Consider the following 12199-nt stretch of genomic DNA (forward strand, 5'->3'; position numbering starts at 1 on the left):
GATGAAATTTTCTGCATTAGGGGATCAAGCAATTATTGTTACATTTGGTGAAGAAATGGGGATGGATGTATACGAAAAAGTGCAACGACTATTTCAAGCACTACAGCAACATCCGTTTACAGGAATGATTGAATGCGTTCCGTCGTTTACTTCCTTAGCGGTCTACTACAATGTATACGAAGTATGGAAGCGAAATGAGAGAAGTGAAGGGTTATATAATTACGTTTGCCAATATATAAAAGAGCTGTGTGATTCGTATAAAGAAGAATTGAACCGAGATGTGAAACAGATTTCTATACCAGTTTGTTACGGGGAAGAATATGGACCTGATTTAGAAGAGGTTGCACATTATCACGGTTTGCAAGTAGAAGATGTGATTCGAATACATAGTGAAACAACATATTTTGTGTATATGCTAGGTTTTACACCAGGGTTCCCGTATTTAGGAGGACTATCAAAAGAACTAGAAACACCTAGAAAAGAAACACCACGGCTGCAAATCTCTCCTGGTTCAGTAGGTATTGGCGGTAATCAAACAGGTATTTATCCGCTTGAAACACCAGGTGGATGGAATATTATTGGCCGAACACCAATCTCCTTATTTAATCCGGAAGAAGAAACACCAACTTATATTCAAAGCGGTATGTATTTACGATTTATTCCAATAACGAAAGAAGAGTACGTATCACTTGAGGGGGCTAAGGAATGGATGTAGAGGTTTTGCATGCAGGAATGTTTACAACAGTCCAAGATTTAGGGCGATCTCATTATCAACAATACGGCGTACCTGTTGGCGGGGCTATGGATCAAAGTGCACTTCGGATGATCAATATGTTAGTTGGTAATGAAGAGAATGAAGCGGGACTCGAAATGACGATTATGGGACCGAAAATGTTAATAAAGAAAACGACGTTACTTGCGATTGGTGGTGCGGATATGGAACCGCTACTAAATGGGGAGCGTATTCCATTATGGCGTCCTATTTTAGCGGAAGAAGGTAGCATGCTTTGCTTTGGAAAAGTGAAAAGCGGTTGCAGAACGTATGTGACTTTTGCAGGTGGTATACATATTGATCGTACAATGGGAAGCAAAAGTACTTACATACGTGCTGCGATTGGTGGTATTGAAGGAAGAATGCTGAAAAAAGGGGATTATTTTCAACTTGGTACGCACTCAGAAATGGCGAATCGTTTCATTCAAGACTTACAAAAGGATGAGCGAATGAAAACGAAATGGGCAATTAGCAGCAGCGTACGACCAAAGTATAAGAAACATCCTAAGCTTCGTGTCATCACTGATTTTGAATATGATCAATTTACAGAAGAAAGTATACAGGCATTTTTTACGAAAGAGTATAAAGTATCTAATTACGCTGACCGTATGGGCTATAGAGTTGAGGGAGAAGTTTTAAATAGGATGGAAGAAAAAGAGATTTTATCGAGTCCGGTTACATTTGGGACCATTCAAGTTCCAAACGGTGGACAGCCTATTATATTAATGGCAGATAGGCAAACGACAGGTGGCTATCCGAGAATGGGAAATATCATTTCAGTAGATTTACCTCTTCTTGCCCAGCTAAAACCGGGGGACTATGTTTCTTTTGAGAAAATTAAGCTTGAAGAAGCGGAACAATTGTACATAGAAAAAGAAATAAATATGAATCTATTAAAGAAATTCATCGCTTTACGAAGCTGAAATTAGGAGGAAACATTGTGACTACAATCGATTTAAACTGTGATTTAGGAGAAAGTTTTGGAGCTTATAAAATGGGGAATGATGATGAAATTCTTCCGTTCGTTTCCTCTATAAATATTGCTTGTGGTTTTCATGCGGGTGATCCAACTGTAATGAGAAAAACGGTTGAGAAAGCACTGCAGCATAATGTAGCAATAGGGGCACATCCTGGTTTTCCTGATTTAATTGGATTTGGGAGAAGGAACATGAACGTTTCAGCAAATGAAGTATACGATTATGTTTTATATCAAATTGGTGCATTAGACGCTTTTGTGAAAGCAGCTGGCGGGAAAATGCAGCATGTAAAACCGCACGGTGCTCTATATAATATGGCGGCGACTGATTCGGAAATTGCAGATGCGATCGCAAAGGCAATTTATCATATGAACCCCAATCTATTACTTTACGGATTAGCGAATAGCGAGGCGTTTATACAGGCCGCGGAAAAATACAATATAACTCTCGTACAAGAAGCTTTTGCTGATCGTACGTATCAGCAAGATGGGACGTTAACAAGTCGTACGGAAGAAAATGCACTCATAAAAAATGAAGAAGAAGCGATAAAGCAAGTGCTTGAAATGGTGAAAGAAGGCTATGTAAAAGCGGTGAACGGAGAGAAAGTAGTAGTTCAGGCGAAAACAATTTGTTTACATGGTGATGGAGAGAAAGCAGTGCAATTTGCGAAGAAAATATACGGAACATTCGAACTTAATGGTGTTTCTATTTGTGCACCAAAATAAAAAATAGGGGGAAGTGCTGGAATGATTAAATTAATCGGGATACTACTTGTTGCAGTTGGCTTTTTATTTAGATTAAATACACTGTTAGTCGTTATGGTTGCAGGTATTGTTACTGGTATGGTTTCAGGATTAAGTTTTTATGATGTGATCAGTATGTTCGGTAAATTTTTCATAGAAAATAGATATATGTCTATGCCGATTATACTAACTTTACCGGTAATCGGAATTTTAGAGCGTTACGGTTTAAAAGAAAGAGCAGAAGCACTTATAACGAAATCAAAAGGCGCAACAACTGGAAGAGTCTTAATGTCGTATTTTACGATAAGAGAATCATCAGCAGCACTTGGATTGAATATTGGTGGTCATGCACAAACAGTAAGACCGCTCGTTGCACCGATGGCAGAAGGAGCAGCACAAGGTAAATACGGTAAACTGCCTGAAAAATTAAGAGAGAAGATTAAAGCAAACGCAGCAGCTGCGGAAAATACAGCTTGGTTTTTCGGAGAAGATATATTTATCGCGACTGGTGCGATTTTATTAATGAAAGGATTCTTCGATTCAGTAGGTATGCATGTCGGTGTGTGGGATATGGCGCTTTGGGGTATTCCAACCGCAATATCAGCACTTATTGTAAGCTGGATCAGGTTTAGAAGATTTGATAAATATATAGCGAAAACGATGACATCAAAAGAAAAAGAAGAGAAGGAGGCAATATAAAATGAACATCATTACAATGGATACAATTTATTACGTATTAGGTATAATCGTTGCCTTTATCGCTGTTCGTATCGCATTCGATCGTGAACATCCAAATCGATTTGGTTCTAGCTTATTTTGGGCGTTATTTGCAGTTACGTTTTTATTCGGAAATGTAATCCCTTCGTTTTATGTTGGCTGTATCGTACTTGCTATGGTCATGTTAGCTTCACTAAATAAAGTAACAAAATCAGAAGAGAAAGAAGTTCCAGTACAAGAACGTGTAAAACATGCTGAGAAATTAAAGAATAAAATTTTTATGCCTGCACTATTAATACCAATTTTTACAATCATCGGTACGTTAACGTTAGGAAAAATCAAATGGGGGAATGTTTCGCTTGTTGATCCAGATAAAGTAACGCTAGTCGCATTAGCGCTTGGGGCATTACTTGCATTTGTTGCGGCAATGCGTATCACAAAATCGAAAATAACAACGCCTGTGCAAGAAGGAAGCAGACTACTACAAGCTGTCGGCTGGGCTGTGATTTTACCACAAATGTTAGCAGCACTTGGCGGTATTTTCGCGAAATCTGGCGTTGGGCAAGTCGTTTCTGATTTAGTCGGCCAAGTATTACCGACAGAGTATCCGTTCGTTGCTGTTATGGCGTATTGTTTAGGAATGATGCTCTTTACAGTCGTAATGGGAAATGCATTCGCAGCATTTGCCGTTATTACTGGCGGAATTGGCTTACCTTTAATTGTACAAATGCACGGAGGAAACCCAGCAATTATGGCAGCACTCGGGATGTTTGCTGGATATTGCGGAACGCTGCTTACACCAATGGCAGCAAACTTTAATATCGTTCCGGCGATGCTTTTAGAGCTAAAAGATAAAAATGCAGTTATTAAAGCGCAAGTACCAATTGCTCTTTCAATCTTTATTATCAATATGTTTATTATGTACGGACTTGTATATCGTTTCTAATTAGGAGGGTAAAACTATGAAAACAGTATTACTAACAGGATTTGATCCGTTCGGCGGAGAAAGCATCAATCCAGCTTGGGAAGTCGCAAAAAGTTTGCACGAAAAAACAATCGGAGAATACAAGGTTATTAGTAAACAAGTACCAACTGTATTTCATAAATCAATACAAGTATTAAAAGAGTATATAGAAGAACTAAACCCAGAAATGATTATATGTATCGGACAAGCTGGGGGCAGACCAGATATTACGATAGAGCGTATCGCAATTAATATTGATGATGCAAGAATTGCTGACAATGAAGGGAATCAGCCGGCAGATGTACCGGTTGTAGAAGAAGGACCTGCTGCCTATTGGTCTACGCTTCCGATGAAAGCAATTGTAAAAAGACTTCAAGAAGAAGGCATACCAGCTTCCGTTTCACAAACAGCAGGTACATTCGTTTGTAATCATTTATTCTATGGTCTCATGCATGGACTAGAGAAACAGGGTAAGAAAATAAAAGGTGGATTTATTCATATTCCGTTTTTACCAGAACAAGCGAGTAACTATCCAGGCCAACCGAGTATGTCACTTTCTACTATTGGTAAAGGGATAGAATTGGCGATTGAGGTAACGACGATAGTTGAGGTGGATATTGTGGAAGTTGGAGGTACGACGCATTAAGTAGAATGAATTGTACAACACCTCCTGTAAACAACTGGTATAATAAGAATAGGAAAATACATAGAGGTGATTGTTGTGCAGCAATTTGAAGAAGTACGTTCAATTTTAGAGCAAGCGAAGAAAATTACAGTGTTAACAGGTGCAGGAGCAAGTACGGAAAGTGGTATCCCAGATTTCCGTTCAGCAAATGGATTGTATGCTGATGCGAATGTCGAGATGTATTTATCAAGAGGATATTATAATAGAAGCCCGAAAGAATTTTGGAAGCATTATAAAGAAATCTTTCAAATTAATACGTTTCATCAATATAAACCAAATCGTGGCCATCGCTTTTTAGCTGAATTCGAAGAACAAGGGAAAGATATTACGATTTTAACGCAAAATATTGACGGTTTACATCAATTAGGCGGTAGTAAACATGTCATTGATTTACATGGAACACTTCAAACAGCACATTGTCCGAAGTGTAAAGCGGGATATGATTTACAGTATATGATTGATCATGAAGTGCCTCGTTGCGAGAAGTGTAATTTTATCTTAAATCCAGACGTCGTTTTATACGGAGATACATTACCGCAATATCAAAATGCAATAATACGTTTATATGAAACAGATGTACTTATCGTTATGGGAACGTCATTAAAAGTACAACCTGTCGCTTCATTCCCAGAAATTGCAAAGAGGGAAATAGGGGCAACAACGATCTTAGTAAATGAAGAGTTAACTGGGCAAGAATATAACTTTGATTTTGTTTTTCAAAATAAGATTGGTGAGTTTGTTGAAGGATTGTCTTCGATTAAATAAGTTATCGAAAAAACTGAGGTATCCACCTCAGTTTTTTATTTGAGTAATCGCTGTATTAAACAACATGAAAACATTTCGATAATGTAGTAATCACATCTTTATAACCCATAAAAAATGTTTTGGTTGGCAAAATAGCAGAATAGGAAGAAATGTTTTCTTTAGCGAGTACACAGTCGTCATAAAGTAAGCTAATATGTAGCTGTTGTAAAGGTTCTATTTGGTTTTGATTTAGGTATAAAACTAAGTCATTATAAAGTTGTTCACTATAATCACTTACAGAATGTTCTAATGAAAGCTGACCTGCTATGCTAGTCCACCATACTTTAAAACTACATATTAACTCTTTAAAGGATTCTTCATTACATAAATGAGTGTCAAAAAACTTCTCATAAAAGATATGATTTTCTTCATAGAAAATTTGTAAATCATATTTGTCGTTAGCAATTTGTTTGCGAAGTGTATGCCATAATTCTTTGAAATTCGCTTCAAAGTCAGTAGAGAAGTTTAATTGTCTTGCTATGTAAGGAAATCTCAAATTTTCTTTTTTCTCTTTTTGGTTGAGATACATATTTTGAATATAAATCATAAAATTTAAACAATGTGACGTATTAGTATGTATTGTAAATGCATCTGTCATTTCGTTTTCTCCTTAGTAATGTCTTTTATTGATTTATTTCTTAAGTATACAAAGAAATGAAAACGAGGGGTATAAAAAACCAATTATTACGATATTTCTTTCAGAATAAAATTCATGTTATGACGTATTAAGGGGAATGGTAATAAATAGGATGTAAAATTAAAATACTGAAAATTAAATCTTTTATTTCTTTTATAATTAATATAAAATTCTATATATATCATATAAATAAATTTGATACATAATGGTTCTGTGTAGAAATGTTAATAGAATGAAGCGAGGGAGCGAAATGAGACAGAAAAAGGAGCAGAAGAAACAATCGAAAAAGAAAAAGACTCATATTCCTTTTCGGTTAAATGTACTATTTTTTATCGTCTTTCTTTTATTTTCAGCTATTATAATTCAATTAGGTAAAGTACAAATCATTGATGGCGAAACGTATAGAAATGAAGTGAACAAAAAGGAAGATGTAACGGTAAGCACGCCTGTTCCTAGAGGAAAAATGTTTGATCGGCAAGGTCAAGTGATTGTAAATAACAAACCGCTACGAACCGTTACATATACGAAAATGAAAGGAGTAGATTCGAAAGAAGTTTTACAAGTCGCAAGACATTTAGCGCAGCTAATTGAAATGTCACCAGAAGATATAGGTAAGTTAACAGAAACAGATAAAAAAGATTTTTGGATGCAGTTAAATGAAAAGCGTGCCGCAGCAAAAGTAACGAAAGAAGATGAGAGTACATTTAGGAAGCAAGAGATAGAAGGGAAAGAATTAGATGGAAAAGTAGAAGAGTTGCGCCGAGAAAGAATTACACAAGAAGAATTAAGTGAACTTTCAAAAGAGGATCTAGAAGTACTAGCAATTAAAAGTAAGATGAATGCGGGATATAAAATGACGCCGCAAATTGTTAAAAAGGATGTAAGTCAAAATGAATATGCAGTCGTAAGTGAAAGATTGGCAAGTTTGCCAGGAGTGGATACGACAGTGGATTGGGAACGTGAATACCCAAATGATAAAATACTTCGTTCTATTCTTGGTAGCGTTTCTACTGAAAATGAGGGGTTGCCAAGAGAACAATTAGATTATTATTTAGTACGTGATTATAACCGAAATGACCGTATTGGTAAGAGTTACATCGAGAAACAATACGAAGATGCATTACATGGAACGAAAGAACAGACTAAAAATATTACGGATAAAGCAGGAAATATTATTCGGACGGAAAAAGTGACCGAAGGAAAAAGTGGAAATAATTTAATGTTAACAGTAGATATGGAGTTACAGAAAAAAGTAGAAGAAAGTCTTGAAAAGAATTTACGAGCATTTCATTCTGCAGAGCCGATGATGGATCGTGCGTTCGTAGTAATGATGAACCCGAAAAATGGCCAAATTTTATCAATGGCAGGAAAGAAAATTGTAAATAAAGATGGTGGGATGCAAATAGAAGATTTTGCTTTAGGAACGATGACAAGTTCTTATGAGTTAGGCTCAACTGTGAAAGGGGCTACATTATTAGCCGGATATCAAACGGACACAATTAAGCCGTATACGCATTTCTTTGATGCACCAATGTATTTTAAAGGAAGTACGAAGCCGAAGAAATCGTGGAAAGAATTTGGTGATATTGATGATTTAAGAGCTTTACAAGTATCATCAAACGTTTATATGTTTAATACAGCATTAAAAATGGCTGGTATAAATTATGTACCAAACAATCCGTTAGACATTAAACAAGAGACATTTAATAAAATGCGCTACTATTTTAGACAGTTCGGGTTAGGTGTACCAACGGGTATTGACTTGCCGAATGAATCGATTGGTCAAATGGGTAGAACTGATAACATACCAGGTTTTTTACTTGATTATGCGATTGGACAGTACGATACATATACGCCGCTTCAACTTGCTCAATATATTTCAACGATTGCAAATGGTGGTTACCGAATGAAACCACAAATTGTACAAGAAGTGAGAGAGCAACCACATAGACCAGAGGATGTTGGAAAAGTTGTCCGGTCTATTGAACCAGTTATTTTAAATCGAGTGGATATGGACACTTCATACATTAATCATGTAAAAGAAGGATTTAGAAGAGTTTTTCAAGAAACTGACGGAACAGGTACTGCAACGTTTAAAGGATTACCGTATAAACCAGCTGGAAAAACAGGGACAGCTGAAACTGTATATGGTGGAGAAAGTGATATTGGAAGAGATGAAAACTATAACCGGAAAAAATGTTATAATTTAACTCTTGCCGGTTATGCACCATATGATGCTGATCCGGAAGTAGCTTTTTCAGTTGTTGTACCATGGGTGAATGATGACAAATCAGGAATTAATTCCGCGATTGGTAAAGAGATTTTGGATGCGTATTTTGAATTGAAAACGAAAAGAGCGGGTGGAAATCCAGTCCCAGTAGAGCAGCCGAACAAGGCCCAGTAAAAATAGTATCACTGCATGGAGACATATTGTGCAGTGATATATTTTTTGAGTTAAAAAGCGTTTAAATAAGGTGGGAATGGATATGAAAGAGGAGATTAAAAGAGGCTGGGGAAAATACATACTCTTCGTGTTTGTTTTGGTAGTAGCCTATCATTCTTTTACTTTATGTAAAGTGGAAGGGAAATCAATGCAACCGACTTTATATGAAGAAGACTACGTATTTGTAAATAAAGCAGCAGTACATTTTTCTAACTTAGAGCACGGAGAAATTGTCATTATAAAGGAAGAAGATGAGTCGAAATATTATGTAAAACGAGTAATAGGACTTCCTGGTGACGTAATTAACATAACGAATGGAACAGTATATGTGAATGATAAAAAGCAAGAAGAACCGTATACAAATAAAGATTTATTCAATAATACGCAAGTGTTTTATAACTTTCAAAAGACAAAAATCCCGCCAAATAAGTTATTTGTAATGGGAGATAATCGTGAACTTAGTAGAGATAGTCGAAATGGTTTAGGATATATTGAAGAAGATAATATAATAGGCAAAGTGGAATTTGTATATTATCCTTTTTCAAAAATGAAGATCATAGAATAAGTGGGGTAATACAAAACCCCACTTATTAAAGTTTCACTTTATCTTCTTTAAAAAACCTTTAGGGTTAAATGAAATGAAAAACTTATGCTTGGATTCATCGATTATGAAATTATTATTTTTAGCTAAAAACTCTTCAACAGCTTCCATTGGGCCAGGCCCCCAATCGGGAGAAACAGGATTTCCATTAATAGATGTATCCTCTACAATAATATAACTGCCAGTAGTAACGATAGATTTATAAAGTAAAAGTTCTTTTGCTACATGCTCTTTACTATGATCTGAATCTAAAATAACTAAAATCACATCATCAGGTTTACGCATACTTAATATTTTTTGCACAGCGGTTACTGAAACAGAAGAAGCTGTTAAATACGTAATACGATCATGGGATGGACGATTTGGTTGTGGAAATACATCGATAGTCAGAACGTGTCCTTTTCCAATTAAATCTAATATAGAAGCTAAATACAGTGCACTACCACCGTAAAAGGTCCCACATTCAATAATTAAATCAGGTTTTAATTCGTAAATGATTTCTTGATATAAAAAGAGGTCAGAGGGAAGTTTGGAAATGGGAACCCCGAGCCAATGTGTATCATATAACCAGACTCGACTATCGTAATATTGTTTTAAAAATTCGCTACTTAAGTTATCCATCTTGAACACTCCTTTCTGAAACGAAAGTTGTACAATATAATATGTAAAACATAATTATAAGGAGAATGTTTTTGAATAAAAATGAGCAAAACACCTCATTAAAAACCAATTGTGTGTATAATGAAAAATCTTTGTACAGCAAATTTAATCAAAATGCAGTGTAAATCTGTAGATGAGGAGGAAAGGAAATGATCGTATGTATAAGTACACAATTTGCTTCATTAGAAAAGGAAATGAAATACTCTTATTGAATAGAAATAAAAAGCCGAATATGGGAATGTGGAATGGTGTTGGAGGAAAAATAGAAGATAATGAAACGCCATACGAAGGAATAATTAGAGAAACGTTGGAGGAAACGGGAATAGAGCTTCCATGTGTAACGTATAAGGGGAATGTTATTTTTAAAGATAAAGACGAGTCTTGGCATAGTGAGGGAATGTATGTATTCCTTGCTGATTTGCCAGATGGAGTACATATGAATACACCGTTAAGTACGGCGGAAGGATTATTAGAATGGAAAGAAATTGATTGGATATTAGATGGTGATAATAGAGGTGTAGTTAGCAATTTACAAAGATACTTACCAGTAGTATTAACAGAAGAAAATCAGTTAGAGCATATATTCACATATGACAACCGGAATATTATTAATTATACAACTGTATTTTTGACAGAAGATGATGCGAACAAAAGGTATGAAAAACAACTCGTTTCTCAATAGGAAAAATATGAAAACAATCACTCTTATAATCTAGTAGATAATATTGTAATAGAGCAATCGGCTAGATAAGAATTGGGATGATATTACTTTTCTTATATTAACAGAGTAAATAAAGCGATTTGAAGGGGGGAACTCAAATTATGGCATTCAAAAACGAGGACGAACTAAATAAAGCTTTCGAGGCAGCTAAAGCGAGTTTAGCAATAGACGGTATGACCGTTACAAAAGAAATGGAAAAAATTATTAAAGCGAAGATAACAGGAAAGATAACGCACGAGCAACTTATTACATTAGCTGATGCGATTGCGAGACGTGAACGTACTTAACAATCTAGAAGCCACCACAAACTTTTGTTAAATAAACGAGAAAAAAGAGATGGCAGAACCATCTCTTTTTCATTTTCGTATACTCCATGATTAGCCACGAATCGCTTTAATAATAAAACGATGTTGCTTCACATCAAAATAACCTTTTTGTAAGATGATTTCATGTATACGATATAATTCTTCAAAATAACCTTCGACAGTAAAATCAGGAATTTGCCAAGGAATCGCTTTTAAATAATAGACGATAGCGCCAATATCATAAAAACGTTGAAAAGGAAATTCTTCTTTTGCTTCTAAAATAGTAAATCCATTTTCATTTAGTTCATTACATGCAGTTTCCAGAGACCAACTTGCAAATTCGCTATTTAGATGTATACCAAACTGCTCATTAAGTTCCGCACAATCGAGACCACCAACTTGTTGTGTAAGAAATATTCCATTAGGAGAAAGGATTCTTTTTACCTCAAAGGCAGCATATGATTCATGTTGATTCACAATGAAATCAAACTGACCATCTTGAAATGGTAAAGCAGTATCCTCAGTTACCTCTACAACAGTAACCCCTAAAGGCTCTAATTTCTTTCGAGCAATTGGCACGTTTGGAGCGTAACCCTCAGTCGCATAAATAGTTGACGGGAACGGTTGTAACATAGACAAAAACTCTCCGCCGCCAGTCCCCATATCAAGCATTGATTTTGCACGCTGCATAAGCTGGAAAGCAGTGCTGCCGTACGACCACGATAAAGGTTCGCTATTCATTCGACCAGTTTCTGAAATGAAAGAAAAATCCCAGCCGCTAAAATGTGTATTTGCACTTTCTAATAAAGTTAAAAATAATGGATCACGTTTCATAATTTTGTCCTCCTATTTTTTAACAAATGATATGATGAGAAAAGAAAAAGGGAGGACCTCTTATTAAAGTGAAGCGGTTTTACGTTTCGTGTTCGAATAGATTCATATAAATTTGCTCCTTGTGAGAATGGTTATTTATATATTCGGGATAATCGAGTGGAAATCCTTTGAATTTATTAGGGAAGGTGAGCGTACGATCAAATTTTGGATAGGGTATACAGTAAATCTACATTGTGCCAAGATATTTCACATTTCTATTACATAACAATAAAGTCGTACTGTTTATAAAAAAGTGGCACCGTTTTATCCCTTTGGATGTACTTATCTATGGGGATA

Annotated in this window: 14 protein-coding genes; 11 read left to right on the forward strand and 3 right to left on the reverse strand. The window is 35.7% G+C overall.

Going from position 1 to position 12199, the window contains the following annotated elements; genetic code table 11:
• Position 1: 1 nt before the first annotated feature.
• The 7 genes from pxpB to QCI44_RS12580 all read left to right on the forward strand — a co-directional run bounded on the left by pxpB (position 2) and on the right by QCI44_RS12580 (position 5623).
• Positions 2 to 715: a 5-oxoprolinase subunit PxpB gene (pxpB, locus tag QCI44_RS12550; protein ID WP_016134847.1), complete on the forward strand. Its 714-nt coding sequence runs from the start codon at positions 2 to 4 to the stop codon at positions 713 to 715.
• A complete protein-coding gene (locus QCI44_RS12555; protein WP_353811165.1) occupies positions 706 to 1695 on the forward strand; it encodes a 5-oxoprolinase subunit C family protein in 990 nt (329 codons plus the stop codon). The genes pxpB and QCI44_RS12555 overlap by 10 nt, the downstream gene beginning before the upstream one ends.
• Before the next feature lie 17 nt (positions 1696 to 1712).
• Positions 1713 to 2474 carry a 5-oxoprolinase subunit PxpA gene (gene pxpA, locus QCI44_RS12560; RefSeq protein ID WP_016136751.1) on the forward strand — a complete coding sequence of 254 codons (762 nt, stop codon included), beginning with the start codon at positions 1713 to 1715 and terminating at the stop codon, positions 2472 to 2474.
• A 21-nt stretch (positions 2475 to 2495) separates the two neighbouring features.
• Complete coding sequence (locus QCI44_RS12565; protein ID WP_000593388.1) at positions 2496 to 3191, forward strand: DUF969 domain-containing protein; 696 nt, start codon at positions 2496 to 2498, stop codon at positions 3189 to 3191.
• 1 nt (position 3192) lies between these two features.
• Positions 3193 to 4155 carry a DUF979 domain-containing protein gene (locus QCI44_RS12570; protein WP_016087297.1) on the forward strand — a complete coding sequence of 321 codons (963 nt, stop codon included), beginning with the start codon at positions 3193 to 3195 and terminating at the stop codon, positions 4153 to 4155.
• A gap of 16 nt (positions 4156 to 4171) precedes the next feature.
• Complete coding sequence (gene pcp / locus QCI44_RS12575) at positions 4172 to 4819, forward strand: pyroglutamyl-peptidase I (protein WP_353811166.1); 648 nt, start codon at positions 4172 to 4174, stop codon at positions 4817 to 4819.
• 75 nt (positions 4820 to 4894) lie between these two features.
• Complete coding sequence (locus tag QCI44_RS12580) at positions 4895 to 5623, forward strand: NAD-dependent protein deacylase (protein ID WP_141552374.1); 729 nt, start codon at positions 4895 to 4897, stop codon at positions 5621 to 5623.
• Positions 5624 to 5678: 55 nt separating this feature from the next.
• Here the strand turns inward: QCI44_RS12580 and QCI44_RS12585 are convergent, their stop codons facing one another.
• Positions 5679 to 6260 (reverse strand): hypothetical protein, encoded by a 582-nt coding sequence (locus QCI44_RS12585; RefSeq protein WP_016136749.1) that lies wholly within the window; start codon positions 6258 to 6260, stop codon positions 5679 to 5681.
• A gap of 289 nt (positions 6261 to 6549) precedes the next feature.
• Between QCI44_RS12585 and QCI44_RS12590 the strand changes: the two genes are divergently transcribed.
• A complete protein-coding gene (locus QCI44_RS12590; RefSeq protein WP_016136748.1) occupies positions 6550 to 8703 on the forward strand; it encodes a peptidoglycan D,D-transpeptidase FtsI family protein in 2154 nt (717 codons plus the stop codon).
• An 82-nt stretch (positions 8704 to 8785) separates the two neighbouring features.
• The gene (gene lepB, locus QCI44_RS12595; protein WP_016087302.1) at positions 8786 to 9307 is read left to right on the forward strand and encodes a signal peptidase I; all 522 of its coding nucleotides are present in this window, start codon (positions 8786 to 8788) and stop codon (positions 9305 to 9307) included.
• Positions 9308 to 9340: 33 nt separating this feature from the next.
• Here the strand turns inward: lepB and QCI44_RS12600 are convergent, their stop codons facing one another.
• Positions 9341 to 9973 (reverse strand): cephalosporin hydroxylase family protein, encoded by a 633-nt coding sequence (locus tag QCI44_RS12600; protein ID WP_033659717.1) that lies wholly within the window; start codon positions 9971 to 9973, stop codon positions 9341 to 9343.
• Between the two features lie 187 nt (positions 9974 to 10160).
• Here QCI44_RS12600 and QCI44_RS12605 point away from each other — a divergent pair, with 187 nt between their 5' ends.
• A complete protein-coding gene (locus QCI44_RS12605; protein ID WP_353811167.1) occupies positions 10161 to 10685 on the forward strand; it encodes an NUDIX hydrolase in 525 nt (174 codons plus the stop codon).
• A gap of 140 nt (positions 10686 to 10825) precedes the next feature.
• Complete coding sequence (locus tag QCI44_RS12610; protein ID WP_098985916.1) at positions 10826 to 11011, forward strand: antitoxin VbhA family protein; 186 nt, start codon at positions 10826 to 10828, stop codon at positions 11009 to 11011.
• A gap of 90 nt (positions 11012 to 11101) precedes the next feature.
• Here QCI44_RS12610 and QCI44_RS12615 read toward each other — a convergent pair whose 3' ends face one another.
• On the reverse strand, positions 11102 to 11863 hold the full coding sequence (locus tag QCI44_RS12615; protein ID WP_016136745.1) for a class I SAM-dependent methyltransferase: 762 nt from the start codon (positions 11861 to 11863) through the stop codon (positions 11102 to 11104).
• Positions 11864 to 12199: the final 336 nt, after the last annotated feature.

The sequence above is a fragment of the Bacillus cereus group sp. RP37 genome, from assembly GCF_040459695.1.
In the GTDB taxonomy this organism is placed as follows: Bacteria; Bacillota; Bacilli; order Bacillales; family Bacillaceae_G; genus Bacillus_A.

Excerpts from the sequence above, each read along its gene's own strand:
- pxpB (WP_016134847.1), top strand. The coding sequence starts at position 2 with ATGAAATTTTCTGCATTAGGGGATCAAGCAATTATTGTTACATTTGGT.
- QCI44_RS12555 (WP_353811165.1), top strand. The coding sequence starts at position 706 with ATGGATGTAGAGGTTTTGCATGCAGGAATGTTTACAACAGTCCAAGAT.
- QCI44_RS12565 (WP_000593388.1), top strand. The coding sequence starts at position 2,496 with ATGATTAAATTAATCGGGATACTACTTGTTGCAGTTGGCTTTTTATTT.
- QCI44_RS12570 (WP_016087297.1), top strand. The coding sequence starts at position 3,193 with ATGAACATCATTACAATGGATACAATTTATTACGTATTAGGTATAATC.
- pcp (WP_353811166.1), top strand. The coding sequence starts at position 4,172 with ATGAAAACAGTATTACTAACAGGATTTGATCCGTTCGGCGGAGAAAGC.
- QCI44_RS12585 (WP_016136749.1), bottom strand. The coding sequence starts at position 6,260 with ATGACAGATGCATTTACAATACATACTAATACGTCACATTGTTTAAAT.
- QCI44_RS12590 (WP_016136748.1), top strand. The coding sequence starts at position 6,550 with ATGAGACAGAAAAAGGAGCAGAAGAAACAATCGAAAAAGAAAAAGACT.
- lepB (WP_016087302.1), top strand. The coding sequence starts at position 8,786 with ATGAAAGAGGAGATTAAAAGAGGCTGGGGAAAATACATACTCTTCGTG.
- QCI44_RS12605 (WP_353811167.1), top strand. The coding sequence starts at position 10,161 with ATGTATAAGTACACAATTTGCTTCATTAGAAAAGGAAATGAAATACTC.
- QCI44_RS12610 (WP_098985916.1), top strand. The coding sequence starts at position 10,826 with ATGGCATTCAAAAACGAGGACGAACTAAATAAAGCTTTCGAGGCAGCT.
- QCI44_RS12615 (WP_016136745.1), bottom strand. The coding sequence starts at position 11,863 with ATGAAACGTGATCCATTATTTTTAACTTTATTAGAAAGTGCAAATACA.